A 26,271-nucleotide genomic window follows, 5' to 3' on the forward strand; every position below is an offset into this window, starting at 1 on the left:
CGTTGGCGGACGGCACCGACCTGCGGGTCGGGTTGAACGAGTTCGTCGAACTGCTGGGGATGGACGAGGAGTTGGCCGCGCTCGGCACCGATGTGCCCGTCCTGCTGGTGGTGCCGGGCGCTGGTGACCAGGGGCTGGAACTGCCCCGGAGGATCGCTCGCAAGGTGGGCAGGAGGACCTGGGCGCACAGCGGCAAGGTCGGCCTCCTGTCCGACGCGGACGCGGACTCCGATGCCGACTCCGACTCCGATGCCGGGTCGGGTTACGTGTCCGTCGCCGAGTCCGGGTTTGTGTCCGTCCCCGACTCCGTCGCACAGCAGCCGGACCCGGGCCCCGCCGTACAGGATCCGACGCAGGACCCTGCACAGGGCACCCCTTTGGAGTCCGTCATCGCGGTGGCCGACCGCCGACCGCGGAAACCGCTCGGCAACTGGATCGTCAGCCTGCCGGACGACCTCGATCCGGCCGAGTTCGACGAGGAGGGCGTGGAACGGCGATCGGCCGGCGCGGTGGCCCTGCTGAACAACACGGAGCTGCCCGACACGCAGGTCAAGAACACCACTCTCGTCCATGGGCACCGGTCGATCGGACGCGTCTCCATGACGGACCGGGACCTGGCCGAGCGGGAGAGCCAGCACCGGTACCTGACGGAGATGCTGACCAGCGTCCACGCCGACCCGGTCACCGAGGAGCAGATCGGCGACGCGGAACCGGTGCCGTGGGCCGGCCGGCCGACGTACTTCGCCCAAGTGCACGGATTGCCGACCCGGGCCGTGCTGGAGCACGTCGACGGACGGCGGCTGTATACGCACGGGTCCGGGCTGGGCGGGTTCATCGAGCGGCGTCCGAGTTTCCGCAAGCTCCGCCGTGAGGCCGAGGAGACCGGCCGGAAACTCGCGATCGTACTCCCGAGCTGCTGGGCCGACACGCTCGCGCCGGACCCCGACAGCAGACCGGGCAAGAGCAGTGACTCGCCCTTCGTCTTCGACCCGCTCGCCGCGTTCTCGATGGCGCAGGAGGCTGTCAACGCGAGCGGCCAGCCGGCCTTCGCCCCCAACCGGTTGCACTTCTTCGAGCCGCTCGCGGACGGTACGTCCCGGCACGGGATCTACGCCAGCGCCCGGGGCCTGAAGGGAGCCTGGCGGGAACTGTGGCCCGATGTGCGTGACGCGGAACTCGTGGAACGGGTGCGCTGGGCCGGGCTGCACACCGGCGACGACGACGTCCCGGGGTCGGCGATGGGGAGCGCCTTCCGGCTGGTGCGTGCGCTGCGCTGGACGCTCGGTGTGCGGATCGAGACGGACAAGGACGATCCCTCGGGTGAGTACCGGAGGCTGCTGCGCGGGATCGGCGCGCTGGAGCGGATGCGGGGGGCCGATCCCGAACTGGACCGGCTCGGCGGGCCGTTCACCCTGGATCTGCTGGACCGTCTCACCCGGGCTCACCTCGAACGGACCGGCGCCGCCAAGCCGCCCGGGGTCCCCGTCGAGCCCGACGACATCAAGGCGTTGCTGTTCGCGGCGGAGGCGGCCGGGGCGGTACGGGCGGACGGTACGCCGAGGCCGCTGCGTGAGTTCGTCCCCCTGCCCTCGGTGGACCGGGCGGTCGCCCTGCTCGCGGACAAGGATCTCGACACGCTGGTCGAGGACGCGCTCGGTGAGACGCTCTGGGGCACGGAGGTCACCGACCACCGCCTCTTCTGGGGAACGGTCGAGGCTCATGACGCGCTGGGGGAGCTGACGGCCGACGAGCTCAGAGCCCTGGAGGAGAAGGCCCTTCATCTGGACCCCCCGGACCCCGCCGGGACCCCGAGGCCGGCGGTGGACCTGGCACGGGGTCCGGCACTGCTCTGGCTGGCGGCCGGCGCGGCGGCTTCAGGGTTCGACCCTCGCGATCCGGCCGATCTCGGTGCGTACCACCTCGTACGGAAGGGCGCGCTGCACTACACGACACTGATCGAGACGTTCGACGGCGCGGTGTACGGGCGCGACTGGACCGCGCAGCCCCACACCGCCGAAATCGCCCCGGACAGCTACCTGGTGTCGCCGGACGGCTCGGTCGCGGGTGGCGGCAAGCCCCGGCGCGCCCCCTGGAAACCGGCCACATCGGATCCGGAGAGGACCGTGGCCCCCTTCTTCCTGGTGGCCGACAGCGCCGAAGGGCGTGTCGACATGCACTTGGAGAACGGCACCTTCTACCGGGCCCCGTCCGACGAGGTCGCCGCCGTGCTCAGGCGCGACTCGGAGTTGCAGAGGACCGAGCAGGCCGCCCCCGTCGTCCTGGTCGGATCCCATGAGGGCACGGCACGGTTCGCGGTGTCCACGAGCATCGCCGACCGGTCGGGTGCGGCCCGGGACACGTACACATCCCAGTACCCGTCCCGGCTGGAGGAGGGCGACTCGCGGGGCGAGAGCGTCGTCGTCATGAGCGGAAAGCAGGGGCCGGAGTGGATGGACTGGGTCCGGGCCCGGCCCAAGCCTCTCCGTGCCGCGACTGCCACAGCTGCCGCAACTGTCGTGACTCCGGCACCGGTTGGTCCCGCGCCGGTTCGGCAGGCCTCCGGCGCGGTACCTGCCGCCACCGGTCAGCAGCCCGTCCAGAGCGCTGCCGACGACGACTCCATGGCCGTCCGGAGCGTCGATGACGACGACTCCATGCGCATCCAGAGCGTCGACGGCACCGACACCGCCACTGACCTGCCCGGGGCCGAGCCGTATGCCGATCCCACGAACTCCCCGCTGCCGTCCGCCGCGACGGAGATCCGCTTCGACCCGGAGGGCAAGAGGCCGCACGAGGCGGCGGAGGAGGAACTGGCCGATCTGGCCCGTCGGGTGGCGTGGGCGGGGTATCTGAGTTCGCGGGCGGGGATCCGGACGCCCGAGAAGGCCGTCATCGTTCGGATCACCGGGTTCGGCAACGGCAGTTGGGGCGTGCGGAGGTCGACGACCGCCCGGCGGACCGGACTTGAGCGGGCCGCGGCCGTCGAGGCCGTCTTCCGCGACCACCTCGGCAGGGCCCTGGAGCGTCTCGGGGCCGAGGACCTGCTCGGTGGCTTCGGCATCGTCGTGGACAGCCGAGGCCGGGACAGCGGTACCAGGGGCCGGAAGGGGCGGCAGAAGGCGACCGTCGAGGTGGGCCTGCCGCCCTACGCCGCTCCCGTCGCACACCTGCACGGCCTGTCGGGCGACGACTTCGATCCGGAACTGCTCGCCCGGCGGATCCTGCATCTGGACGAGGCCGACGACGTCGACGAGGCCAGGCTGCGTGAGCTGTACGAGCTGACGGCGGACGCGATGCGGGCCGGGCGCGCGGGGAGTCTGCCGGCGCTGCGCGCGTACCACCTGAAGCGGAGCGGAATGCTCGGTACGGCGAGCCGGATCGTCGGCCCGGACGGCCGGTCGCGGGGCCGCAACCTGACACGTGAGCCGGTCGCGGACGTGGTGACAGGGACGTACGTCCAGACACGCGACGGGAAGGTCGTCGGGCGCCCGGAGCCGTCGCCGTGGCACCGGCCGGGGCTGCCGGAGCCGTACGTGGTCGTGGTCGAGGGGGACCACGACCATGTGATGGTGCCGTGGACGAACGGCACCGACCTGCGGGTCGACCTGGACGAGTTCGCCGAACTGCTGGCGATGGACGAGGAGTTGGCCGCGCTCGGCGCCGACGTGCCCATCCTCCTGATGGAGCCGCGCGCCGGTGCCCGGGGTCTGGACATGCCCCGGAAGGTCGCGCTGAGGACCGGCAAGGGGGTCTGGGCGCACACCGTCGGAGCCCAGCTCCTGCCCGCCTCGGCCGCAGACCCCGACGCGGACCCCGACTCCGGTTCCGCCCCGGCCTCCGCCCCCGCCCCCGCCGCGCGGGAGTTCGTCATCGAGGTGGTCGACCGCCGCCCGGAGGGCCCGATCGGCGACTGGGTCCTCAGCCTGCCGGAGGACCTCGACGAGGCCGGCCCCGACGACGATCAGCGGGCGAAGTACTGGACGGCCGACATCGTGGCCGTGGCGGACGGCGTGCCCGTGCGGGACCGGGACATCGACACCGTCACCCTGGTCCACCAGCACCGGCCGATCGGCCGCACCTCCATGACGGACGGCGATCTGGCCCGGCGGGAGCGCTATCACCAGCACCTTCCGGAGGCGCTGACCAACGTCCACTTCGATCCCGTCACCGGTGATCAGGTCGGTGACGCGGAACCGGTGCTGTGGACCGGCCGGCCGGCGTACTACTTCCATGTGCACGGGCAGCCCGGGCGGGCCGAGCTGCGGCGGGTCGGCGGAAAGGAGCTGCAGGTGCGCGGCGCGGCGGTGGGCGGGTTCATCGAGCGGCGGCCCAGCTTCCGCAAGCTGCGCGGGGAGGCGCTGAAGGCCGGGCGCAAACCCGCCGTGATCCTTCCGTCCTGCTGGGCCGACGGGCTCGCGGACCGTGACATCAGCCCGCACCCGGGCGCCTCGCTCTTCGTGTTCGATCCGCTCCGGATGCTCTCCATGGCGCAGGGCGTCGTCAACGCAAGCGGGCAGCCGGCCTTCGCCCCCAACCGGCTGCACTACTTGTGGGAGTACCCGAGGGGCAGGTTCCAGCACGCGATCGACGGCGACGTACGAGGGGTGAAGGGGGCCTGGCGCGAGCTGTGGCCGCACCCTGACCGCGCGGAGCTCGACGCACGGGCGCGCCTGGCCGGACTGCACACCGGCCCCGGCGCCGCCCCGGACGCGGTGCTGACCACCACCTCAGTGCTGGTCCGCGCACTGCGCTGGACGCTCGGTGACCCGATCGAGTCGGACAAGGACGATCCCTCGGGCGAGTACGGGCGGCTGCTGCGCGGGATCGCCGCCCTGGAGGAGATGCGAGCGGCCGACCCCGAACTGTCGCGGCTCGGCGGGCCGTTCAGCCTGCATCTGCTGGACCGTGTCACCCGCGCGCATCTGGAGCGCACGGGCGCCGCCAAGCCGCCGGAGACGCCCGTCGAGCCGGAGGACATCCGGGAGATGCTGTACGCGGCGGAGGCGGCCGGAGCGTGGAAGGCGGACGGTACGCCGAGGCCGCTGCGCGACTACATCCCCCTGCCGTCCGTGGACCGGGCGGTCGCCCTGCTCAAGGACGAGGATCTCGACGGTCTTGCCGCGCGGACGCTGATCGGTACGGATCTCCGGCCGCTGCCGGACCCGGACCACTCCAAGCTGTTCTGGGGGACGGTCCAGGCGCACGAAGCGCTCGGGGCCTGGTCGGACGACGAGCTGAGGGAAGTGGAGGCGGCGGCCCTACACCTGGACCCGCCGAGGCCGGCGGTGGATCCGGATCCGGCCCGGGGGTCGGCGCTGCTCTGGCTGGCGGTCGGGGCGGCCGTCATCGGGCTCGACCCGCGCAACCCGACCGACCTGGGCGCGTACCACCTCGTCCGCCACGGCGCCCTGAGCGACCAGACGCTGGTCACCTCACGCGCCACCGGGCACGCACAGGCACGCAACTGGAGCCCACACCCGATCGGCAACCACGGCATCGTCACCGACACATACCTGGAGTCCCCCGACGGCACGATAGAAGCGGGCCACCCCCGACGCCCTCCGTGGAACCCGGCTGGCCCGGTCGGTCCGGCTGCCTCGGCCGACCCGGCTGCCCCGGCTACTCCGGCTACTCCGGCCGCCCCGGTCGGCCCGGCTGGCCTGGCTGCCCCGGCCACTCCGGCTGCCCCGGCCGACCCTGCCACCCCGACTACCCCGGCTGCCCCTGCGATCCCGGTCACCCCGGCTGCCCTGGCGACCCCGGCCACCCTGGCTGCCCCCGCGACCCCGGCCGCCCTCGCTGCCCCTGCGACCCCGGCTGGCCCGGCCGACCCGGCCACCCCAGCGGGCGCGAAGAAGCCGAAACCGTACGTCGAACCCATTCTCCTGGTGGTCGACACCCATGACGGGCTGGCGGACATGCACCTGCCGCATGGCGACTTCAAGGAGGTTCCGCCCGAGGAGATCGGTGTTCTGCTGGGGCTCGACCCGGTGCTGGCCGAGGTCGAGCTGGCGGCTCCGGTCGGCCTGGTCGGGTCCCATGACGGTGTGGCGCAGCGCGCGATCGCCCATGCCGTCGCCGACCGGTACGGCGCGGCCAGGACCGCCTTCGAAGCCACCGAACCGACCCGGCTGGTCTTCGACGCCGGCCTGGACAGGTGGGTCATCGTCATGACCGGGACGTCGGGGCCGATGTGGATGTACTGGGACGAGTTCGAGCCCACGGCCCTTCCGGCCGCCTCCACCGCCCCCTCGGCTCCGGGCGCTCCTCCTCCTGTTGTCTCGGCGCCGGACCCGGCCTCCGACGACGGAGAAGGCCCGGAGTCCGACCTGCTAGACCCTCACACCGGAAGGCCATGAGAACGCGATGACTGAGCGCGACGGCGAGCACACCCCGGACCGGCCGGACCAGCCGGATCCAGCGGATCTGACGGGTCCCTCGGACCTGCCCGAGCCACCCCCGGAGGTCGTCGAGGCCGCCCGGCACCTGGCCGACCAGTGGGTGAGCTTGCCCGATCCGGCCTGGTCGGGCGAAGGGGAGGGCCAGGGCGAGCGCGAGAACGGGGGTGGCCCGCCGGAGTGGGCGATTCCCGGCCGCTGGCGCGTGGGCCCCACGGGCGAGATCGTGGGCTGGGAGGACAACGAGGAGTACCGCCCCTCCCCGGAGGCCCTCGGCTGGCCCGTACCCACCGACCCGGTCGAGTCCGCCATCCAGCTCGCCGTGACGGGCTACGGGCCCGCCGTGGACGTCCTGCGGACACTGGCCGCCGCCGAGGTCGCCGTGTTCACGGCACCCGACGGCGGCTGGGCGGCCGTGCGGTCGGCGGACGGCGAACCGGTGGTCCCCGTCTTCACCTCGCCCCTGTACTCCCGGGCGGTCGGAGACTACGAGGCCCGGCTCGTCCCGGTCCCCGAACTCCTCGAGGAGCTTCCCGCCGGGTACTCGCTCTACGTCAATCCCTCAGGCCCGGCGGGCATGATCATGGACACCGAGGCGCTGGTCGAGGAGATCGTGGCCCAGGCACGTGGCGAGGGGCGATCGGCCATGGCCGAGATCACCCGCTGACCCGGTCCTTCCGGACCGGCAGCCCCGCCGCCTCCGCGATGACGCGGGCCGTGCGCAGGCCCTCGCGGTGGGCGCTTCCGGAGTGCGCGGGGCGGCAGCGGCCGAGTTCGGAGGCGTATTCGGCCATGACCGCGCCCGAGTGGTCCGTGGTGAGCACCGTGAGGGGCGCCGGGCGGCCGCAGGCGGCCAGGACGGCCTGGAACTCGTGGGCGTTGGCGAAGTCGCAGACCCGGTCCGCCGTGCCGTGCACCAGATGGATGGGCAGCGGCGGGGCGGAGGCACAGACGGCCATCGGGGAGGGCAGACCGAGCAGCGGCTCGGGCTGGTTGTAGCGGGCGGAGATGCCGACCACGGCGGCCGGACGCCAGCCCTCCGGCGGGTCGGGACGCAGGGCCGTCGCCATCGCGGCCCGGCCCCCGAGCGACCACCCGACGAGGACGACCTCGGCCGGATCCCGTACGAAGTCCCAGGTGAAGCGGAGAGAAGCCGCCAGGTGCGGGCGTCCGCCGTCGGGGGCGTCCGGGTGCCAGTCGGGGACTATGACGGTGGCGCCGAGGCGGGCCACCTCCGCGGCCAGGGCGCCCAGCACATCCCGCTCGGCCGGGCCGCGCCCGTGCCAGAGCAGAACCGTCGGGGCGTCCGTGGCGGCGGCGCGATGGATGTCGAGGAGCTGACCGTCGGAGGAGTAACGGACGGTGTCCATGACTGCGGTGCTCATGGGGGTACTCCCTGTCTCTGGGCGGATCAGCGGCCCGCGACCCGGTCGGCGATACGCGCGATCCGGGACGACTGTGCGGCATGGGTGGTCAGCTCGCGGCGGTCGGCGGCTCGATACGTCGCGTACATGCCGTGTACCCCGAGCCAGCGGAAAGGCTCCGGTTCCCACTTGCGGACCTTGTGTTCGACCCAGGGGAGGGTGATGAGGTCGGTCGCCCCCGATTGGCCGGAATCCCTCTGAATCAGGTCCCGGAGGGTGCGGGCGGCGAGGTTGGCGGTGGCGACACCGGAGCCCACATAGCCGCCGGCCCAGCCGAGGCCCGTGGAGCGGTCGAGGGTGACCGTGGCACACCAGTCGCGCGGGACACCGAGGACGCCCGACCAGGCGTGCGCCACGGCCACGGACGAGAGCTGGGGGAAGAACCGGACGAGGATCTCCCGCAGGGCGCGGACCGTCGACGCCTGCGTACGTCCGTCGTTGTCCGTGCGCGAACCGAAGCGGTACGGGACTCCGCGGCCACCCAGCGCGATGCGGCCGTCGGCCGTGCGCTGGGCGTACATGTACGCGTGCGCCATGTCACCGAGGGTCTCGCGGCCCTCCCAGCCGACGGACTCCCACTGCTCGGCGGTCAGCGGCTCGGTGGCGATCATCGAGGAGTTCATGGGGAGCCAGGTCCGCCGCTGGCCCTTCAGGGAGGCCGTGAAGCCCTCCGTACAGCGCAGCACATAGGGGGCGCGGACCGTGCCGTACGGCGTGACGGCGTGCTTGGGTCTGATCTCGGTGACGGGCGTCGACTCGTGGATCGTGACGCCGAGCGCCTCGACGGCCGCGGCCAGCCCCTTGAGCAGCTTCACGGGGTGCAGCCGGGCGCCGTGCGGGGTCCAGGTCGAGCCCACCGCGTCCGCGACCCGGATCCGCTCGGCGGTCTCGCGCGCGCCGTACAGCTCGCGGTCCTTCTCCCCGTACGAGAGCTCCGTCTCGTGGAAGGCCTTCAGGCGGGCCAGCTGGGCCGGGGTGCGGGCGACTTCGAGTACGCCGCCCCCGTGGACGTCCGCGTCGATGTGCTCTTCCTCGGTGACCCGCACGACCTCGGCGACCGTGGCGTTCATGGCCTCCTGGAGGCGTACGGCGGCCTCGTGGCCGTGCAGGCGCGCGTACCGGTCGCGGCCCGCGATGCCGTTGTAGAGCCAGCCGCCGTTGCGGCCGGAGGCCCCGTAGCCGCAGAACCGCTGCTCCAGGACCGTGATCCGCAAAAAGGGCGCGGCCTTCTTCAGGTAGTACGCGGTCCACAGACCCGTGTAGCCGCCGCCCACGATCACCACATCGGCACTCGCGTCCCCCGGGAGGGGCTCACGGGGCGAGGGGAGTCCGTCCTGCGCGTACCAGAACGATATGCCGCCGTTGACTACGGTGCGGGGCCCGTCGGCGGTGCGGGGCGCCTGCGCCGCGCGTGCCGCGTCGGTCGCGCGGTCCGCGTTCTCCGTGCTGCTCATGCGCGGGACGTTAGCTTCTCCGGGCGGCGGGTGTCTCCTTCGGATTCCATGGTTACGTGAGGTGATGGTCATGGTTCGGTATGCGCGGCTGCTGGAGCGGGGCGAGGAGTTCCTGGAGCGGTGGGGGCTGCGGCAGGAGGGGACGCCCATGAGCGGGCGGGTCTCGGTCGTGCTGCCGGTGGTGCTCGGGGACGGCACACGGGCCGCGCTGAAGCTCCAGGACGTGGACGAAGAGACCGTGGGCGAGGGCCTCGCCCTGCGGACCTGGGGCGGCGACGGCGTCGTACGGCTGCTGGACGAGGACGCGGAGACGGGCACCCTGCTCCTCGAACGGCTCGACGAGGGACGGCCGTTGAACGACGTGCCGGACGTGATGAAGGCCACCACGATCCTCGCGGAGCTGCTGGCCCGGCTCACGGTCGTGCCGGCGCCGGAGGGGCTGCGGCGGCTGGACGGTGTCGTCGCGGGCATGTTCGAGCGGTTGCCCGCCGCCCTGAAGTCCCTTGAGGGGGACGGCGGGGACGAGGACGGCCGACGGCTGCTGAAGGACTGCGCGGCGGCCGTGCGCGAGGTCGCGGGCGAGCCCGGGGACCGGCTGCTGCACTGGGATCTGCACTTCGAGAACGTCCTCGCGGCCGAGCGCGAACCGTGGCTCGTCATCGATCCGAAACCGCTGGCGGGAGACCCGGGGTTCGAGCTGCTGCCCGCACTGTGGAACCGGTACGAGGAGGGGCAGCTGACGCGCCGCTTCGATTTGCTGACGGAGACGCTGGGTCTCGACCGGGAGCGGGCCCGCGCCTGGACGCTCGGGCGGGTGCTGCAGAACTCGTTGTGGCAGGTGGAGGAGGGGGAGGGGCTGGACGCCGGGCAGGTCGCCATCGCGCGGGGGTTGCTCGGGCGTTGAGGCGGGTGCGCGGGCGGGGGGCTTGGGCGTTGGCTCCGGCTGACCGCCGGAATATTGACTCTGACCGAGTGCAGCGCTGTCGTAGCCTGCCCGCATGATTCGTACGGCGACTCCCGCAGATGTGCCCCTGATCCACTCCATGGTCCGTGAACTGGCCGAGTACGAGAAGGCGTTGGAGGAGGCCGGAGCCACCGAGGAGCAGTTGCGCGAGGCGCTCTTCGGGGAGCGCCCGGCCGCGTTCGCGCACATCGCGGAGTCGGCGGACGGCGAGCCGGCCGGGTTCGCGCTCTGGTTCCTCAACTTCTCGACGTGGCGCGGCGTGCACGGCATCTACCTGGAGGACCTGTACGTACGGCCGCAGGCGCGGGGCGGTGGGCACGGGAAGGCGCTGCTCGCGGAACTGGCCCGGATCTGTGTGGAGCGGGGCTACGAGCGGCTGGAGTGGTCCGTCCTCAACTGGAACAAGCCGTCCATCGACTTCTACGAGGCGTTGGGGGCCCGGCCGCAGGACGAGTGGACGGTGTACCGGCTCACGGACGGGGCGCTCGCGGAGTTGGGGCGGGGCGGCGGGCGCTGAGCACCGGGGGGCGGGTCACGGTTCCAGGATGACCTTGCCGATGGTGTCCCGGGTTTCCAGGGCCCGGTGTGCGGCTGCCGCCTGCGAGAGCGGGAAGCGCTGGACGGCCGGGGTGAGTCGGCCCTCGGCGGCCTCGGCGAGGGCGCGGAGCTCCAGGGTGCGGATGGGGTTGGGGCCGCCTGTCTTCCGCATCATCACGGGGCCGAGGACCGATTCGGACACTCCCTCGACGAGGTACGGGGTGCCGTCGTGCAGGCCCGCGCCCGACCAGCCGAAGACCAGGTGCTTGGCGTCGGGGTGGTACGGGGGCGTGATTTTGTCTGCGGTGGCGGGGGCTCTGAGCAGCGCCACCGACTTGCGGGCCGTGTCGCCGCCCACGCCGTCCAGGACGATCGTGGCCGGGCGGTCGCCGAGGAAGTGCCTCACCCGGTCCGGCCAGTTCGGGTCCTTGTAGTCGACGGCCAGGTCCGCGCCGTTCTTCTCGACCCGTGCCACCTTCTCGGGCCCTCCCGCCAGGCCGATCACGGTGGCACCCGCGTGCTTCGCGTACTGCACGAGGAGCGTGCCGATGCCGCCCGCCGCGGCGGGGACGATCGCCACGGAGACGGGGGTCAGGTCGGCGAACTGGACGATCCCCATCGTCGTACGGCCCGTGCCGATCATCGCCACTGCCCCTGCGAAGTCCAGGTTCGCGGGGATCTCGTGGAGCCGGTCCACGTCCGTGACGGCCAGTTCGGCGTAGCCGCCCGGGTTGAAGCCCAGGTGTGCCACCACGCGCTTGCCCAGCCAGAGGGCGGCGACTCCCTCACCGAGGGACTCGACCGTGCCGGCCACCTCGCGGCCGGGGATCGTGGGAAGCGCGGGCAGCTCCGGCAGCGGGCCCTTGATGCCCGCCCGGATCGCCGTGTCCAGGAGGTGTACGCCCGCGGCGGCGACCTGGATGCGGACCTGGCCGGGGGCGGGGCGGGGGGCGTCCGTTCGCTCGTACGTGAGGTTCTCGGCCGGGCCGAAGGTGTGGAGGCGGGTGGCTTGCATGGGGGTCCTTGGGTGGGGTGTCGGGGGGCTCGCGTTGTGGGGTGAAGGTGGAGTTTTCGGCTCTGGGTCGGGGGTGGGTGTCGCGTCGTCTCACCAGCTTTCAACCTCAAGCGCGCTTCAGGTCAAGGCTCGACCTCGTTCGCGTGCCCAGCGCCAGCGACACCGCTTCCAGCGCGCTGTTGAACGACACCTCGGACAGCACGCCCGGCGCCGCGACCTGGTCGCCCGCCAGGTAGACGTCGGCGCCCCGGTCGATACGGGGGCGGTCGCGCCAGCTCGTACCGGGCAGGTCCACCGCGCCGGTGCGGCCGTTCGCGAGCGCCTCGCGGCGGTACGTCACGCGGTCGCGCCAGGCCGGGAAGGCCAGGTCGAGGAGTTCCTCGGCGCGGGCGATGCCGTCCCCTCGGGACTCGTGCGGTGCGATCGGGATCTGGCCCTGCAGGAGCTGTTCGCCCGCCGGGGCGAGCGTGCGGTCCTGGGCCGTGAACCGCTCGATCCAGCCCGGTGCGTCGAGGTCGGAGACGGCGAACGCGTCGCCCCTTCGCGTACGGACCGCCAGGTCGATCAGGGCCGTGCGGCCGCTCGTCCCCGTCAGGGAGCTGTCCCTGAGGAGGGTGCGGGCCGCGTCGAGGGACGTGGCGATGATGACCGGGCCGTGCTCGGTGGGGAGTTCGTTCACGCGGGCCAGGGTTTCCACTCGTACGCCGAGGTTCCAGGCGCGGGCCGCCATCCTGTCGATCACGCTCGCCCAGCCGCCGCGCGGGTAGTGCGCCTCGGGGGGCAGCTTCGTCGCCCGGCGCAGGCGTTCCTGCACGAACGCGGCGGAGAGTGCGCCCGGGTCGTGGTGGAAGAGGGCGACCGCGGAGTAGTGGGCCGCCGCGGTCGCGCCTTCTTCGCCGGCGATTTTCGTGGCCCAGGTCTTGAAATCCTGGTCCACGGGGGCCCGTTCGGCCGTGCGGCGGAGGAGCTTGAGCATCGCGAACGGTGGGGTGCGGCGGAGGGTGCCCTTGTGGCGGAGGCGGAGTCGGGCGGCCTCCAGGGGTGGGAGCGGGGCGAGTTCGCCGATCAGGTCGCGTTGGCTGAGCCAGGTCCAGTGGGGGCCGCCCTTGTAGAGGGCGTGGGGGCCCTCGTTCGTCCTGTACGGGCCCTCGGTGGTGCGGGCTCGGCCGCCGAGGGTGTGGTGGGCCTCGTACACGGTGACCTTGGCGCCTGTTTCCGCGGCGGTGATGGCCGCGGTGAGGCCGGCGAGGCCGCCGCCGACGACGGTGATGCGGTGCGTGCGGTGCGTGCGGTGTGTGCGGTGCATGGGCTTGGGTCTCCTCTGGGCCGGGGCTGCGTTCGGGTCTTCGTCCCTTATGACTCTTCGGAGGCGTTGGAATGTGACATCGGGGGAGTTTTGGCTGGTCAGGTGGGTTGTCAGTGGGTGGGTGCAGGATGGGGGGCATGGTGAGGAACGTGGCGAAGGCGGGGGCGGGGGCGAAGGTGGGGGTCAAGGCGGCTCGGCGGCCCGAGGTGCGGTTGCCGCCGCTGGAGGCTTTTGGGGGTGGGGAACTGGAGCCCGACGGGGACTATGACGGGCTGCGGTTCAGCGACGTCGACTTCGTGGGGCAGGACGGTGGGGGTGCGCGGTTCATGGACTGTGCGCTGACGGGGTGCGCGGTGGATGAGACGCGGCTGCATGGGGCGCGGGTGCTTGACTCTGTGCTGACTGGGATCCGGGGGGTGGGTACGGATCTTGGGTCTTCGACCTTCCGGGACGTGGAGGTTGTCGATGCCCGGCTGGGTGGGGTTCAGTGGCACGGGGCCGTGCTGGAGCGGGTCGTCGTGCGTGGGGGGAAGATCGACTACCTGAATCTGCGGGAGGCTCGGCTCAGGGATGTCGTGTTCGAGGGGTGTGTGCTCGTTGAGCCGGACTTCGGGCGTGCTCGGCTGGAGCGGGTGGAGTTTGTGGACTGTGTGGTGAAGGGGGCGGACCTCAGTGGGGCGACGCTCGTGGACGTCGACCTGCGGCGGGCGGCCGAGGTGGGGTTCGCGCGGGGGGTCGATCGGCTGGCGGGGGCCGTGATCAGTCCGGCTCAGTTGATGGATCTGGCGGGGGTGTTCGCGGCGGAGCTGGGGGTTCGGGTGGAGGTCTGAGCGCGCCCGCCGGTGGGGGGTGGGGCGCGGGCCGTGCCGGTACGTCGAGCCCGCCGCGTGCCGGGTATACGACTGTGGCTTTCGAGGGTCCTGCCCACCGGAGGAGCTGTATGCGGCGGACTTCGACGTACCGGCACGGCCCGCTCCCGTGCGTCGTCGGCTGCACCTTCAGCCCGTCCGGCGTTTGAGGACGAGGCCGTTCAGGCCGATTGGGGGTCTGGGGGCGGAGCCCCCAGGGCGGTCACATTGGCTTAGGGCAGCCGGGGAAAGCGGGCCTCAAGACTCCAGATCGCCGGGTTCTCGCGGAGCGCCTCGTGGAGGTCGGTCAGGTCCGCCAGGAGGTCGTGGAGGAAGTCGCGGGCCTCGCGGCGGAGTTCGGTGTGGGAGAAGGTGAGCGGGGGCTCGTCGCCGGGCATCCAGTCGGACTCGATGTCGACCCAGCCGAAGCGGCGCTCGAAGAGCATGCGGTCGGTGGACTCGGTGAAGTCGAGTTCGGCACGCTGGGGGCGGGAGGCACGGCTGCCGAGAGGGTCCTTGTCGAGTTGCTCGACGATGTCGCACAGCGCCCAGGCGAAGTCGAGTACGGGCACCCATCCCCAGCCTGTGGACAACTCGCGGTCCGCCTTCGTGTCGGCGAGGTAGACGTCCCCGCAGAAGAGGTCGTGGCGGAGGGCGTGGACGTCCGCGCGGCGGTAGTCGGTCTGCGGAGGGTCCGGGAACCGGGCGGAGAGGGCGTAGCCGATGTCGAGCACGTGGGTGATGGTGTCACGTCGTCTTAGGATCACCGTCGTGCCCCGATCTGTGCCCGTTGGTCCAGCGACCGTCGCCGTTCTGCTCGTGCTCGCCCTCGTCGGCTGTGACGGAGGGGTGCGAGGGAGTGCGGGTGAGCCCGGGGTGCGGGATCCGTACTTTCCGAAGGCGGGGAATGGGGGATACGACATCACGCACTACGGGCTGACCCTCGACTACGACCCCGGGGCGCGTCGGCTGACGGGGAAGGCGGAGATCACGGCTCGGGCGGAGCAGGATCTGAGTGCGTTCGATCTCGATTTCAAGGGGATGAAGGTCGAGTCGGTGGAGGTGGCGGGGGAGGCCGCGCGCTTCAACCGCAGTGGGGGGCAGGAGCTGGTCGTCCGGCCGCGTGACGATCTCGATGAGGGGTCCGTGTTCACCACGGTTGTCCGTTACTCCGGTTCGCCGGAGACGATCACCGATCCGGACGGTTCGGAGGAGGGCTGGCTGCGGACGGAGGACGGGGCCCTCGGGCTGGGGGAGCCGACCGGGTCGATGGCCTGGTTCCCCGGCAATCACCATCCGAGCGACAAGGCCACGTACGACATCACGGTCACCGTGCCCGAGGGGCTGAAGGCCGTGTCCAACGGGGAGTTGCGGAGTGAGGTGACCAAGCGGGGGCGGACTTCGTTCGCCTGGCACGTGGGGGAGCCGATGGCGTCGTATGTGGCGACGGTCGCCGTGGGGGAGTACGAGGTGCGGCGGTCGAAGGGGCCGCACGGGCTGCCGGTGTATGTGGCCGTGGATCCCGGTCAGGCGAAGGCGAGCCGCGAGGTGCTCGGTCGCATTCCGGAAGTTGTGGAGTGGGGCGAGCTGAATTTCGGGCCGTACCCGTTCTCGTCCGCGGGGGCGATCGTCGAGCGGGAGGACGACGCCGGGTATGCGCTGGAGACGCAGAACCGGCCCGTTTTCCCTGGTGCCCCGAGCGTCGAACTGCTCGTCCATGAGCTGGCCCACCAGTGGTACGGGAACTCCGTCACCCCGAAGACCTGGCGGGACATGTGGCTGAACGAGGGCTTCGCGACGTACGCCGAGTGGCTGTGGGCGGAGGACCACGGCGGTGACTCGGCCCAGGACGTCTTCGATGCCCTCTATGAGGGCGACTACTTCGACAGCAAGGAGGACAGCGACGCGGTCTGGGCCTTTCCGCCCGCGAAGCCCCCGAGCGCGGCTCGTATCTCCGACAGTCCCGTGTACCAGCGGGGCGGGATGGTGCTCCACAAGATCCGCCAGAAGGTCGGCGACGACACCTTCTACGCCATTATCCAGGGCTGGGCCGCCACCCACCGCCACGGCAACGCGAACACGGCCGACTTCACGGCGTACGTGGAGAAGAAGGCGCCGGGTGAGGACTTCTCGCGCATCTGGGCGGACTGGCTCTACGGGGAAGGCAGGCCGGACCGGCCCTGAGGCCGGGAGCCGAGGGCTCGCTAGCGGAGGATCTTGCGCAGTACCGCGCACGGGCGGCCCAGTTGGCGGTCCTTGCGGTGGCCGATGGTCTCGTAGCCGATGGCCGTCCAGAAGGCGAGGGCCGCGGGGTTGTTGTCGAGGGCGGCCAGGCGCACGGCGTCCCGGCCCGCCTCGCGGAACCGGTCCTCGATACGGGCCGCCAGCTGCCTGCCGTATCCCTTGCCCTGTTGTTCCGCGTCCACCAGCAGCAGGCCGATCCAGGGGTCCGGGTCGGCCGGGTCGGGGTGGTGGGCGAGCGTGATCGCCACGGCGACGAGTTGTCCGGCGCTGCGGGCCAGTAAGACCTCCACATCCGGGTTCGCCAGCTCGTCGGCCAGCGCCGCCGCCACCTGTTCCGGACGGATGTCATGCGGGTCCGGGAAGTCGCCGCTGAGCACGTAGAACTCGTGGTTCGACGCGTAGAGCGCGGTCAGTTCGGTGAGGAGCGGGCCGGGGAGATCGTGGTCGGCTGTGAGGGCGAGGGCTTCGATGATCACCCGCGGCAGGTTAGCCGGGCGAGGGTGTGTGCGGACGCGGAGGAGCCCCCGGTCCGGGTGTGCCGGATCGGGGGCTCCTCCGCTGTTGTTCAGGCGGGGGGCGGCTGTCAGACGTTGACGCCGAAGTCCTGGGCGATGCCCGTCAGGCCGGAGGCGTAGCCCTGGCCCACGGCGCGGAACTTCCACTCCGCGCCGTTGCGGTACAGCTCGCCGAAGACCATGGCCGTCTCCGTGGCCGCGTCCTCCGAGAGGTCGTAGCGGGCGATCTCGGTGCCGCCGGCCTGGTTCACGATGCGGATGTACGCGTTGCGGACCTGGCCGAAGTTCTGCGAGCGGGTCTCCGCGTCGTAGATGGAGACCGGGAAGACGATCTTGTCGACGTCGGCCGGGAGGCCGGCCAGGTTGACGTTGATCGCCTCGTCGTCGCCGGCGCCCTCGCCCGTGCGGTTGTCGCCGGTGTGGACGATCGTCTGGTCCGGGGTCTGCTTGTTGTTGAAGAAGACGAAGTGGGCGTCCGAGTAGACCTTGCCCTCGGGGTTGACCGCGATGGCCGAGGCGTCCAGGTCGAAGTCGGTACCCGTGGTGCTGCGGACGTCCCAGCCGAGGCCCACGGTGACGGCGGTCAGGCCCGGAGCCTCCTTGGTGAGCGAGACGTTGCCACCCTTGGACAGGCTTACAGCCATTGTTGGGAGTCCTTCCCTCGTTTGACGTACGTACGGGTCGTGCGGTCCTGCGCGTCGGGCTTCGTACGGGACGAAGCTACCGGCACCCCTATGAACGCCGAAGGGGGTCCCCAGGGTTCCGCACCTCTTTACTTTCTTTACCTACTCGCCCCGGAGCGTGCTCGACGCGCCGAAAAACGGGTGACGTGGACCGGACAGACAAGGGACCATGGGGGCATGTCCGGTCCTTACGTCATCCGTGGCTCCGTCTCGCTGCCCGAGGCCGAGCTCATGTGGCGTTTCTCGCGGTCCTCCGGGCCGGGCGGGCAGCACGTCAACACCTCCGACTCCCAGGTCGAACTGCGCTTCGACCTGGCGAAGACGGAGTCGCTGCCGCCGGTGTGGAAGGAGCGTGCCCTCGCCAAGCTGGCCGGGCGGCTCGTCGACGGCGTCGTCAGCGTGCGTTCCTCCGAGCACCGCTCCCAGTGGCGCAACCGCGAGACCGCGGCCGTCCGGCTCGCCTCGCTGCTCGCCGAAGCCACCGCCCCGCCGCCGCGGGCCCGCCGCGCCACCCGGATCCCTCGCGGGATCAACGAGCGCCGGCTGCGGGAGAAGAAGCAGCGCGGGGACATGAAGCGGGGACGCTCCGGGCGCGACTGGACCTGAGGGTCCGCCCCGCCCACTGGACCTGAGGGCCGCCTACTGAATCCCGGCACCTGCGTCCTTTGTCACATCCGACTTTCGCGGTCCGTCTGCTCATCGACGGGCCGCGCAAGAGTGCGGAAACAGCGGTGGCGGAGGAGATGCGGCGCATGAGCGGGGATGAATTTCTGACGCCGAAAGAAAAGGCCGAAGGAAAGTCGGAAGCCGGGTCGCAAGGCAATTGGGAACTGCCGTGGGAGCGACGGTGACTTCGACGGTCTCGTCGCGGTGTTCGACCCGGATGTGGTGGCACGGTCCGGGGCCGGTGTGACGACCGGTGTGACGACCGGCGCGGCGGCCGTGGCATCCGGCGCGATCACGTTCGGGCAGCTGGCTGCGGTCGGGCGGCTCGCCCTCGTCGACGGGGTCGTCGGTGTCGGGGGCCTGATGGAGGGGTGCCTGGTCGGCGTGGTGTCCTTCACAGTCGTACACGGCCGGATCGCCGTGATCGACATCGTCCGGGAGCCGGAGCCGGAGCCGGAGCCGGAGCCGGAGCCGGAGCCGGAGCGGTCGGCCGGGCTCGGCGGCACCCTTTCTGGGAGGGCCGACCGATAGCACCTCTGCCGCCGCTACCCCAACTGCCGGTACCGGCCCCGGAAGTAGGTCAGCGGCCCGCCCTCCGTGTTCGGTGCCGAGGACGTCAGGACCCGGCCGATGACCAGCGTGTGGTCCCCGGCGGTCACCCGCTGTTCGGTGCGGCACTCCAGGGTCGCCAGGGCGCCGCCGATCAGCGGGGCCCCGGAGACCTCACCGCGTACCCACAGGAGGTCCTCGAAGAGGAGACGGTCGGAGATACGGCCCTTCATGGCGAAGCGGCCCGCGATCTGGCGCTGGCTCTCGGCGAGGACGGAGACGGCCCACAGGGGCTGTTCGTCGAGCAGGTCGTCCATGCGGGAGCCCTCGCGCAGGCCGACCATGACGAGGGGCGGGTCCAGGGACACGGACATGAAGGAGGTCGCCGTCATGCCGACGTCCTCGCCGCTCGGGCCCGTCGGGTCCGGCTGCGGCTCGTGCGCGGTCACCAGGACCACACCCGCGGCCAGCCGGGACATGGCGGCGCGGAACTCGTCGTTGCTCACCCCCTCAGCATGCACGGACGGGGCGGAAGGAGAGGCGGAGGGAGTGTTCAGCACGGGAAGACGCTATTCTCCGGCCTCCGTGCGACACATCGGGCCAGGGGCCGAACCGGGTCCTAGGACCGAGGAAGGAGTGTGACTTGTGCCTCCTATCAGGCGCGCGCACATCTCCCACCAATTTGCGTTCAGTAAACGCACGGCGAAAACACAGAAACTCTACTCAATTGTTCATCTTCACCTGTGACTTGAGTCACAGGTGCCATATTTTGTTGACCCTGTGTACCGAGTGGGCAGCGCGCTGTGATTCAGTGGCGGGGACGCTGCGAGCAGTAGGCGATCAGTAGTCGATCAGTGGGACCGGCCGGTGGGCGGCCGGTGAGTGACCAGAAGTCGATCAGTAGTCGATCAGTAGGCGATGAGTACCGACGAGAAGCCTGGATAACTCTGGAGTTGCTGTCGAGCGTCTCGGGGAGAGCGAGCATGGAGACCGAGTCGGAGCCGTACGTCCGTCTTGCGACCCTGCGGCAGCTGCATCAGGTCATGGCGGACATGAACACGGCCCGCAGCCTGGCCGACACGCTGCAGACCGTCGCCGACGGCGTCGTGACCGGCCTCGGCTACGAACTCGCCTGCGTCAACCTCGTGCAGCCCGACGGTGATCTCGTGGTCGCCGCTCTCGCCGGGAACTCCGCCGCCGAGGCGCTCATCACCGGACGCGTCGGCTCCCGCGCCTCCTGGGAGCGCCGGCTCGGCATGGGCGAGGCGTGGGGCGATCTGCGCTTCATACCGCACACCGAGGGCTGGGTCCTCGACGAGGACGACGTCCCGCAGTGGTACACCGACGGGCCCGCACCGCGCTTCGAGGACGAGTGGCACCCCGCCGACCGCCTCTTCGCGCCCATGTACACCCCGGGAGTCCCCGGCGGCTCCTGCGGCGAGCTGATCGGCGTCCTGTCCGTGGACCGGCCGCGCAACGGCCGGCACCCCGGCGCCTGGGGCCGCGAGGCCCTGCAGATGTACGCGTTCCAGGGCGCCATCGCCATCAGCAACGCGCGTCTACGAGCCAATATGCAGCGCGCGCTGGTCCGCCTGGAGCGGGAGCAGCAGGCGCTGCGCGCCAGCGAGGAGAGCTTCCGGCAGGCCTTCGAGTACGCCCCGTCCGGCATGGCCATCGCCGAGATGGGCGGCGACCAGCACGGCCGGATCCTGCGCACGAACGACGCCCTGTGCCGCCTCCTGGGCCGTCCCGCCTCCTCGATGCGCCGCTACTCCTTCTCCGACCTCGTCCACCCCGAGGACATCGGCACCCTGCTGCGGACCTCCGCCGAGGGCGGGCGCGCCGAACTCAGACTCTGTCGCCGCGACGGGACGTACCTCTGGGTGTCGCTGCGCAACAGCGTGGTCGCGGACGCCGCCGACGGGCCGCGGTTCCTGCTCACCCACGTCGAGGACATCGAGGACCGCAAGCGCCGCGAGCTGCAGCTCGCCCACCGGGCCTCGCACGACTCGCTCACCGGCCTGCCCAACTCCGCCGAGCTGCGCTCCCGGCTCGGCGCCCGGCTGTGCGCGCGGCCCGCGGCGATCGAGCCCGGCGACGTCGACACCATCGACGCCGCGTACGGGCACGGGCCGGCCGAGCACACCGCGGTCGGTGTGTACGACGCGAACGGACACGGCTTCGACTACCGGCCGGGCCCCGAGGCGTTCGACGCCTACGACCACCATGTGCACACCGTCGCCCCGGAGGGCGAGCGGGACGACGGGACGAAGGGGCTCGCGGTCCTCTTCTGCGACCTCGACGGCTTCAAGTCGATCAACGACCGCTTCGGGCACAACGCCGGCGACGCGGTGCTGATCGAGGTGGCCCGGCGGCTCGGCGGCGCGGTGCGCGACGGGGACACGGTCGCGCGGCTCGGCGGTGACGAGTTCGTGGTGCTCGCCGACGGCCTCGGCCGCGCCGACGCGCAGGACCTCGCGGTACGCCTGCGGAACGAGATCATCCAGCCCATCAGGGTCGACGGCAGGGCCATGCGGGTCGGTGCCAGCTTCGGTATCGGGTGGGCGCACTGTGGCATGACGGCGGACGAGGTCTTGCAGTCTGCCGACGAGCGGATGTACATAGAGAAACGGTCTCGTCCCAAAGCGCACAGGCGTGCGGGTTGATCCGCAGGTCAGCGATGCGATGCGAGCGGAGTCACCCGTTTGGGGCAGCGAGAGCGGGTAGGCTCGCCTTTCGATCCCCCGTACCGCATCTGTACCGCACCCGCTAGGAGACCTAGGGATGACGCCCGGCAACAACGGCGCGAGCACGCCCGAGGACGACGACCCGTTCGGCTATCTGTACGCCGACGGGCAGGCCGCCGGAGCCCAGCCGCCGAGCGGCGGAGGTGGCTACGGCTACCCCGGCTCGGTCAACAGGGTGCGGCCGGTCGGCGAGCGCCAGTACGGCCAGTCCGCCGCGCCGACCGCCCCCACCGCGCAGTACGGACAGGTGCCCCAGCAGCAGGGGACGTACGGCCAGCCGAACGCGAACTACTCGGCGCCCGAGGCCTTCCCCGGCAGCGAGCCCACCACGTACCAGCCGATGCCCGACCAGGGCCATGGCCACGGTGGTGGCGGCCGGGGCCGCGGTCCCAACACCAAGGGTCTGCTGATCGGTGCCGTCGCCGTCGTGGCGGCCGTCGTGATCGGCATCGGTATCGCGATGCTCGGCGGCGACTCGGACGACGACAAGGGGGGCGAGGCGTCGGGCTCGACCCCGTCGGCCGCCGACAGCGCCGAGCCGAGCAAGGAGGCGTCGAAGCCTGCCGCGGACCCGGCGGAACTGCCGGAGATCGACGCGAAGGCCCTGAAGCTGGGCCCCGGCGTGTCGACCGCGTCGGACATCAAGGGAGCCGAGGCCGCGGGCGGTATCTATGTGGCGGGCTTCAACCAGGTCGGCGCGTCGGTCACCTGGAACATGAACGACATCCCCAAGAGCGGCAAGTACACGCTGTTCGTCAACTACGGCGTGCCCGGCAAGGACGCCGACGCCACTCTCACGATCAACGGCAAGGCGCAGAGCCGCCCGCTCAACCTGGCGAACTTCTCCAAGGCCGCCGAGGGCGACTACGAGAAGGGCTGGACGGAGACGTGGGCCAACATCCAGCTGAACAAGGGCACCAACGTCATCGGGCTTTCCTGCGAGACGGGAAACCAGTGCGATGTCAATCTGGATCAGCTGTGGCTTGAGAGCGGCTGGAAGTAGGGGCCGAAGCGCGGTGCTCCGCCCGGTCACGGGCGAAGCACCGTCGATGTACTCCAGGAGCGGCCCTCGATACGAGGGCTCGCGGCACTACTGCGCGTAGACCGCGATTGAGTTGACGGCACCGGGGTTGTCCGCATAGGTGTGCGGCTTCAGTGTGGCCAGCTTGGTGCCCTGCTGACAGCCGGTGGTGGCGTTCCAGAGTTCCACACGGTAGTTCGTCTGGTTCGAGACGGACCGGTTGATCCGGTTGAGGGCGTAGCAGCCGGGTGTCAGAGAGTTGACCTTCCTCTCACCGGTCCTGTTCTTTCCCGACCATCCGCACGCAAATCCTTGCGGGCAGGTGTTCGGATCGGCCGCCGCGGCCGGAGTGGCGAGCGTGCCGCCCAGCAGCAGTCCGGCCACAGCCGTCATCGTCAGACCAGCTCTGATCATGCCCATGACACATTTCCCTTTTTCTTGATCGGCAGACCTTCGAATGCTAACGCAGGGCCTGCAGTTGCGCGCGTGAATAACGTGACGTGAGATCAGGCACGCGGCATGGCCGAGCACTTGGCGGAAGAAACCTGGAGCGACGAAGTTTTCGAGCTGTTCACCGCGTCTCGACCTGACGCTGGAAAAGGTCCACGGTCACGTGGTTCACCAGTTCCTCGTACGCCGACCGGTCGAACTCCCCCGCGACCGGCGCCAGCACGGTCGCGGCGGACAAAGCAACCGCCCGGGAAAGCCGCTCCGGCCAGGGCAACCGCTCCACCAGCCCCGACAGCAGCCCCGCCACCACGGAGTCACCCGCACCCGTGGGATTGCCGCGCACGGCCCGCGGCGGAGCGGCACGCCAGTCCCCGTCCGGCGTACGGGCCAGCAGCCCCTCCGCCCCCAGCGACGCCACGACCGAGTGCGCCCCGCGCCGGAGAGCGTCCCGGGTGGCCTGCGAAGGGTCGTGCGAGCCGGTCAGCTCGGCCAGTTCGTCCGCGTTCGGCTTCACGATGTCGGGCCGTGCGGCGATCCCCCGCCGCAACGGCTCCCCGCTCGTGTCGAGCAGCACCGGAACCGCCAACGCCCGGGCGGTGCGCACAAGTTGGGCATACGCCCCGACCGGCACCCCCGGCGGCAGACTTCCGCACAGGGCCACCGCCGAGGCGGAGCGCAGCAGGCCCTCGTACGCCTCGTGCAAGGCGGACCACTCGGCCGGGGTGATCGAGGGGCCCGGCTCGTTGAGTTGAGTCGTGTCACCGGTCGCCGTGTCGGCCACCGCGATCGTGCGGCGGGTCGCACCCGCCACCGGGACCAGCGCGTCCACGACACCCGGTGTGTGCGTGAGCTGCTCCTGGACGGCCCGCCCGGTCGCACCGCCCACGAAGCCCGTCACGGTCACCTCGTGACCGAGGGCGGCGAGCACCCGGGCCACGTTCAGGCCCTTCCCGCCCGGCCGTTCGATCACCTCGGTGACGCGGTGCGAGGTGTGCGGTCGCAGCCCCCGTACGCGATAGGTGATGTCGAGAGCGGTGTTCAGCGTGACGGTGAGGATCACCTGGGCCGGCCTCCCTCGAAGAGATGCGTGAAGTGGACGCGTGGAACGCGCTTGCCGGTTGTTCCGGAGGCCCGATCATGCCAAAGGGAACGGCGGTCGGCCCAGTCCTGCGGGCCGACCGCCGTTCGGCAACAGGAGTGTGAATCACCCCAGTTGGGGATCCACCACCCATTCGCCCCGGCGCATCACGCCCTTGAGTTCGAAGTCGGCGTCCAGCACCACCAGGTCCGCGTCCTTGCCCGGCTCCAGCGAGCCCACCCGGTCGTACAGGCCCAGTGACCTGGCCGGATTGGCCGCGATGGCGGAGACGACGTCCTCGATCGGCAGCCGGTCCACGGTCACCGCCCGCTTGAAGGCCCGGTCCAGCGTGAGCGTGGAGCCCGCGATCGAACCGCCCTCCACGAGCCGCGCCACACCCTCGCTGACCTCGACCTCCAGCGGACCGAGCATGTACCGCCCGTCGCCGAAGCCCGCCGCGTCCATCGCGTCCGTGATGAACGCCACTCGGTCGCCGCCCGCGTGATGGAACGCCAGCTGGAGCGAGGCCGGGTGGAGATGGACACCGTCGTTGATCAGCTCGACCGTGACCCGCTCGTCCTCAAGGAGAGCGGCGATCGGACCGGGGGAGCGGTGCCCGAGCGTGGGCATCGCGTTGAAGAGGTGCGTCGCCACGGTCGCACCCGCGTCGATGGCCTCCACCGTCTGCTCGTACGTGGCGTCCGTGTGGCCGATCGCCGCGATGACGCCGTGCTCGGCGAGGAGGCGTACGGACTCGATGCCGCCCGGCAGTTCGGTGGCGAGCGTGACCATGCTGGCCCGGCCGCGGGCCGCGTCGATCAGCTTGCGGACCTCCGCCGGGTCCGGGTCGCGCAGCAGTTCCTCGGAGTGGGCGCCCTTGCGGCACGGGGAGATGAACGGGCCCTCGAAGTGGATGCCCGCGAGGTCGCCCTGCTCGGCCAGCTCGGAGAGGAGTCCGGCGCGCTGGGCGAGGCCGTGCATGTCGCCGGTGACGGTGGAGGCGACGAGGGTCGTCGTGCCGTGCAGACGGTGGGTGTGGATGCCCTTGAGGATCTCCTCGACCGTGCCCGAGGTGAAGGAGGCTCCGCCGCCGCCGTGGTTGTGCATGTCGACGAAGCCCGGGACCACCCAGTGGTTTCGCAGGTCCACCGTCGGAGCGCCCACGGGAGCGCTCCCGGCGATGCGCGTGCCCTCGACGATGACGCGGCCGCCGTTCACCGTCCCGGTGGGGAGTACGACGTTGGCACCGGAGAGGACCACTACGTGCGGGTCGGTGGGGGCTGGTCGCGCAGTTCCCCGCGCCCCTTGCGGGGCGCTGTCGTGAACCCGGTTCATGGTCATCGGGTGGTTACCTCCGAAGCGGGGGTGGAAGCGGAAAGGGTGCTGAGCAGGTCCCAGGCCAGGAGGCCCGCGCCCAGGCAGCCGGCGGTGTCGCCCAGTGCGGCGGGGACGATGGACGGGAGTTTCTGGAAGGTGACACGTCGCTCGACCGCGGCTCGTAGCGGTGTGAACAAGGTTTCCCCGGCCTCGGCGAGTCCGCCACCGATGATCAGGGTGCGCGGGTCCAGCAGGGTGAGCGCGGTGACGAGCCCGTCGGCCAGCGCGTCCACGGCCTCCTGCCAGACCACCAGGGCCCGCCGGTCCCCGGACTCGACGGCCTTCGCGCAGTCCGCCGCGTCCGCCTCCGGGTCGCCGGACGCCTCGGCCCAGGCCTCGCTGACCGCCGCGGCGGACGCGAACCGCTCCAGACAGCCGCGCTGGCCGCACGGGCAGGGGGTGCCGCCGGGGCGTACGACGATGTGGCCGATCTCGCCCGCGAAGCCGTGCGCGCCCGCCTCGACCCGGCCGTCGATGCCGATCGCGCCCGCGATACCGGTGCCGAGCGGCACGAACAGGAAGCGGTCCGCGCCCCGGCCCGCGCCGATCCGCCCCTCCGCGAGCCCGCCGGTGCGCACGTCGTGGCCGAGGGCGACCGGGACCCCGTCCAGCCGCTCGCTGAGCAGGGCCCGCAGGGGTACGTCGCGCCAGCCGAGGTTGGCCGAGTACGCGGCGATGCCCCGGTCGGCGTCCACGATGCCGGGCACGGCGACGCCGACCGCCGCCGCGGGCTCGCCGAAGTGGCGCTCGCCGTGCGCGCGCAGGTCGGCGGCGAAGGCGAGGATCGACTCGACCACGGAGTCCGGACCGTGCTCCCGGCCCGTGGCGCGGCGGGCCCGGTGCAGCACGGGGGGTGTCCCCCCGGAGGGCGCGGCGTCGACCGCCCCCACGAGGGCGGCCTTCATCCCGGTGCCGCCCACATCCAGGGCGATGACATGTCTCACGCGTACAGTGTCGCCCCTTACCCCGTGAGAGGTCTAGTCCACTCACGTGGT

At 71.4% G+C, this 26,271-nt stretch carries 22 protein-coding genes (1 of these 22 cut by a window edge); 10 read left to right on the top strand and 12 right to left on the bottom strand.

The window, feature by feature from the left end:
* Both ACFWXQ_RS36800 and ACFWXQ_RS36805 read left to right on the top strand, forming a co-directional pair.
* Positions 1-6,359 carry the 3' portion of a lonely Cys domain-containing protein gene (locus tag ACFWXQ_RS36800; protein ID WP_383938099.1) on the top strand. It extends 23,602 nt beyond the left edge of the window, so the window shows 6,359 of its 29,961 coding nt (coding positions 23,603-29,961); its start codon lies beyond the left edge, outside the window; the stop codon is at positions 6,357-6,359.
* Positions 6,360-6,366: 7 nt separating this feature from the next.
* Positions 6,367-7,065 carry a type VII secretion system-associated protein gene (locus ACFWXQ_RS36805; protein ID WP_383938102.1) on the top strand — a complete coding sequence of 233 codons (699 nt, stop codon included), beginning with the start codon at positions 6,367-6,369 and terminating at the stop codon, positions 7,063-7,065.
* Here the strand turns inward: ACFWXQ_RS36805 and ACFWXQ_RS36810 are convergent.
* Together ACFWXQ_RS36810 and ACFWXQ_RS36815 are read right to left on the bottom strand one after the other, a co-directional pair.
* Positions 7,055-7,783 (bottom strand): alpha/beta hydrolase, encoded by a 729-nt coding sequence (locus ACFWXQ_RS36810; protein WP_383938105.1) that lies wholly within the window; start codon positions 7,781-7,783, stop codon positions 7,055-7,057. The genes ACFWXQ_RS36805 and ACFWXQ_RS36810 overlap by 11 nt on opposite strands.
* A 26-nt stretch (positions 7,784-7,809) precedes the next feature.
* Positions 7,810-9,276, bottom strand: a complete 1,467-nt coding sequence (locus tag ACFWXQ_RS36815) for an NAD(P)/FAD-dependent oxidoreductase (protein WP_383938108.1) — start codon at positions 9,274-9,276, stop codon at positions 7,810-7,812.
* A 70-nt stretch (positions 9,277-9,346) separates the two neighbouring features.
* Here ACFWXQ_RS36815 and ACFWXQ_RS36820 point away from each other — a divergent pair, with 70 nt between their 5' ends.
* Together ACFWXQ_RS36820 and ACFWXQ_RS36825 are read left to right on the top strand one after the other, a co-directional pair.
* On the top strand, positions 9,347-10,180 hold the full coding sequence (locus tag ACFWXQ_RS36820) for an aminoglycoside phosphotransferase family protein (RefSeq protein WP_383938111.1): 834 nt from the start codon (positions 9,347-9,349) through the stop codon (positions 10,178-10,180).
* Positions 10,181-10,274: 94 nt separating this feature from the next.
* The gene (locus tag ACFWXQ_RS36825) at positions 10,275-10,757 is read left to right on the top strand and encodes a GNAT family N-acetyltransferase (protein ID WP_383938114.1); all 483 of its coding nucleotides are present in this window, start codon (positions 10,275-10,277) and stop codon (positions 10,755-10,757) included.
* 15 nt (positions 10,758-10,772) lie between these two features.
* On the opposite strand, the gene ACFWXQ_RS36830 is transcribed toward ACFWXQ_RS36825, so the two are convergent.
* Together ACFWXQ_RS36830 and ACFWXQ_RS36835 are read right to left on the bottom strand one after the other, a co-directional pair.
* The gene (locus tag ACFWXQ_RS36830) at positions 10,773-11,792 is read right to left on the bottom strand and encodes a zinc-binding dehydrogenase (protein ID WP_383938116.1); all 1,020 of its coding nucleotides are present in this window, start codon (positions 11,790-11,792) and stop codon (positions 10,773-10,775) included.
* 106 nt (positions 11,793-11,898) lie between these two features.
* Complete coding sequence (locus ACFWXQ_RS36835) at positions 11,899-13,098, bottom strand: NAD(P)-binding protein (protein ID WP_383938119.1); 1,200 nt, start codon at positions 13,096-13,098, stop codon at positions 11,899-11,901.
* A gap of 137 nt (positions 13,099-13,235) precedes the next feature.
* Between ACFWXQ_RS36835 and ACFWXQ_RS36840 the strand changes: the two genes are divergently transcribed.
* Complete coding sequence (locus ACFWXQ_RS36840) at positions 13,236-13,928, top strand: pentapeptide repeat-containing protein (RefSeq protein WP_383938122.1); 693 nt, start codon at positions 13,236-13,238, stop codon at positions 13,926-13,928.
* 251 nt (positions 13,929-14,179) lie between these two features.
* Here the strand turns inward: ACFWXQ_RS36840 and ACFWXQ_RS36845 are convergent, their stop codons facing one another.
* Positions 14,180-14,680 (bottom strand): hypothetical protein, encoded by a 501-nt coding sequence (locus ACFWXQ_RS36845; RefSeq protein WP_200396712.1) that lies wholly within the window; start codon positions 14,678-14,680, stop codon positions 14,180-14,182.
* 37 nt (positions 14,681-14,717) lie between these two features.
* Here ACFWXQ_RS36845 and ACFWXQ_RS36850 point away from each other — a divergent pair, with 37 nt between their 5' ends.
* Positions 14,718-16,130 carry a M1 family metallopeptidase gene (locus ACFWXQ_RS36850; protein WP_383948819.1) on the top strand — a complete coding sequence of 471 codons (1,413 nt, stop codon included), beginning with the start codon at positions 14,718-14,720 and terminating at the stop codon, positions 16,128-16,130.
* 20 nt (positions 16,131-16,150) lie between these two features.
* Here ACFWXQ_RS36850 and ACFWXQ_RS36855 read toward each other — a convergent pair whose 3' ends face one another.
* Together ACFWXQ_RS36855 and ACFWXQ_RS36860 are read right to left on the bottom strand one after the other, a co-directional pair.
* A complete protein-coding gene (locus ACFWXQ_RS36855) occupies positions 16,151-16,666 on the bottom strand; it encodes a GNAT family N-acetyltransferase (RefSeq protein WP_383948816.1) in 516 nt (171 codons plus the stop codon).
* A 107-nt stretch (positions 16,667-16,773) separates the two neighbouring features.
* A complete protein-coding gene (locus ACFWXQ_RS36860) occupies positions 16,774-17,349 on the bottom strand; it encodes a TerD family protein (protein WP_306938732.1) in 576 nt (191 codons plus the stop codon).
* Between the two features lie 216 nt (positions 17,350-17,565).
* On the opposite strand from ACFWXQ_RS36860, the gene arfB reads away from it, so the two are divergent.
* Both arfB and ACFWXQ_RS36870 read left to right on the top strand, forming a co-directional pair.
* Entirely contained in the window at positions 17,566-17,994 is a 429-nt protein-coding gene (arfB, locus tag ACFWXQ_RS36865; RefSeq protein WP_383948813.1) for an alternative ribosome rescue aminoacyl-tRNA hydrolase ArfB, read from the top strand.
* A gap of 264 nt (positions 17,995-18,258) precedes the next feature.
* The gene (locus ACFWXQ_RS36870; RefSeq protein WP_383948810.1) at positions 18,259-18,585 is read left to right on the top strand and encodes a hypothetical protein; all 327 of its coding nucleotides are present in this window, start codon (positions 18,259-18,261) and stop codon (positions 18,583-18,585) included.
* A gap of 14 nt (positions 18,586-18,599) precedes the next feature.
* Here the strand turns inward: ACFWXQ_RS36870 and ACFWXQ_RS36875 are convergent, their stop codons facing one another.
* Entirely contained in the window at positions 18,600-19,163 is a 564-nt protein-coding gene (locus ACFWXQ_RS36875) for a flavin reductase family protein (protein ID WP_383948807.1), read from the bottom strand.
* Positions 19,164-19,586: 423 nt separating this feature from the next.
* On the opposite strand from ACFWXQ_RS36875, the gene cdgB reads away from it, so the two are divergent.
* Entirely contained in the window at positions 19,587-21,269 is a 1,683-nt protein-coding gene (gene cdgB / locus ACFWXQ_RS36880; RefSeq protein WP_383948805.1) for a diguanylate cyclase CdgB, read from the top strand.
* 118 nt (positions 21,270-21,387) lie between these two features.
* Positions 21,388-22,353 carry a carbohydrate-binding protein gene (locus ACFWXQ_RS36885; protein WP_383948802.1) on the top strand — a complete coding sequence of 322 codons (966 nt, stop codon included), beginning with the start codon at positions 21,388-21,390 and terminating at the stop codon, positions 22,351-22,353.
* 87 nt (positions 22,354-22,440) lie between these two features.
* Here the strand turns inward: ACFWXQ_RS36885 and ACFWXQ_RS36890 are convergent, their stop codons facing one another.
* From ACFWXQ_RS36890 to ACFWXQ_RS36905, 4 genes are all read right to left on the bottom strand, one after another.
* On the bottom strand, positions 22,441-22,791 hold the full coding sequence (locus tag ACFWXQ_RS36890) for a peptidase inhibitor family I36 protein (protein WP_383948799.1): 351 nt from the start codon (positions 22,789-22,791) through the stop codon (positions 22,441-22,443).
* Positions 22,792-22,942: 151 nt separating this feature from the next.
* Positions 22,943-23,881, bottom strand: coding sequence for a 1-phosphofructokinase family hexose kinase (locus tag ACFWXQ_RS36895; RefSeq protein ID WP_383948796.1), 939 nt, complete (start codon positions 23,879-23,881; stop codon positions 22,943-22,945).
* Positions 23,882-24,025: 144 nt separating this feature from the next.
* A complete protein-coding gene (gene nagA / locus ACFWXQ_RS36900) occupies positions 24,026-25,240 on the bottom strand; it encodes an N-acetylglucosamine-6-phosphate deacetylase (RefSeq protein ID WP_383948794.1) in 1,215 nt (404 codons plus the stop codon).
* Positions 25,237-26,220: an ROK family protein gene (locus ACFWXQ_RS36905; RefSeq protein ID WP_383948791.1), complete on the bottom strand. Its 984-nt coding sequence runs from the start codon at positions 26,218-26,220 to the stop codon at positions 25,237-25,239. The genes nagA and ACFWXQ_RS36905 overlap by 4 nt, the downstream gene beginning before the upstream one ends.
* Positions 26,221-26,271 lie beyond the last annotated feature (51 nt).

The organism is Streptomyces sp. NPDC058697 (assembly GCF_042715345.1).
Classification (GTDB): Bacteria; Actinomycetota; Actinomycetes; order Streptomycetales; family Streptomycetaceae; genus Streptomyces; species Streptomyces liliifuscus.

What these genes read in the sequence shown, in the direction of transcription:
- ACFWXQ_RS36805 (WP_383938102.1), top strand. Translation starts at nt 6,367, where the DNA reads ATGACTGAGCGCGACGGCGAGCACACCCCGGACCGGCCGGACCAGCCG.
- ACFWXQ_RS36815 (WP_383938108.1), bottom strand. Translation starts at nt 9,276, where the DNA reads ATGAGCAGCACGGAGAACGCGGACCGCGCGACCGACGCGGCACGCGCG.
- ACFWXQ_RS36830 (WP_383938116.1), bottom strand. Translation starts at nt 11,792, where the DNA reads ATGCAAGCCACCCGCCTCCACACCTTCGGCCCGGCCGAGAACCTCACG.
- ACFWXQ_RS36810 (WP_383938105.1), bottom strand. Translation starts at nt 7,783, where the DNA reads ATGAGCACCGCAGTCATGGACACCGTCCGTTACTCCTCCGACGGTCAG.
- ACFWXQ_RS36840 (WP_383938122.1), top strand. Translation starts at nt 13,236, where the DNA reads ATGGTGAGGAACGTGGCGAAGGCGGGGGCGGGGGCGAAGGTGGGGGTC.
- cdgB (WP_383948805.1), top strand. Translation starts at nt 19,587, where the DNA reads ATGGAGACCGAGTCGGAGCCGTACGTCCGTCTTGCGACCCTGCGGCAG.
- ACFWXQ_RS36835 (WP_383938119.1), bottom strand. Translation starts at nt 13,098, where the DNA reads ATGCACCGCACACACCGCACGCACCGCACGCACCGCATCACCGTCGTC.
- arfB (WP_383948813.1), top strand. Translation starts at nt 17,566, where the DNA reads ATGTCCGGTCCTTACGTCATCCGTGGCTCCGTCTCGCTGCCCGAGGCC.
- ACFWXQ_RS36825 (WP_383938114.1), top strand. Translation starts at nt 10,275, where the DNA reads ATGATTCGTACGGCGACTCCCGCAGATGTGCCCCTGATCCACTCCATG.
- ACFWXQ_RS36890 (WP_383948799.1), bottom strand. Translation starts at nt 22,791, where the DNA reads ATGGGCATGATCAGAGCTGGTCTGACGATGACGGCTGTGGCCGGACTG.
- nagA (WP_383948794.1), bottom strand. Translation starts at nt 25,240, where the DNA reads ATGACCATGAACCGGGTTCACGACAGCGCCCCGCAAGGGGCGCGGGGA.
- ACFWXQ_RS36885 (WP_383948802.1), top strand. Translation starts at nt 21,388, where the DNA reads ATGACGCCCGGCAACAACGGCGCGAGCACGCCCGAGGACGACGACCCG.
- ACFWXQ_RS36860 (WP_306938732.1), bottom strand. Translation starts at nt 17,349, where the DNA reads ATGGCTGTAAGCCTGTCCAAGGGTGGCAACGTCTCGCTCACCAAGGAG.
- ACFWXQ_RS36820 (WP_383938111.1), top strand. Translation starts at nt 9,347, where the DNA reads ATGGTTCGGTATGCGCGGCTGCTGGAGCGGGGCGAGGAGTTCCTGGAG.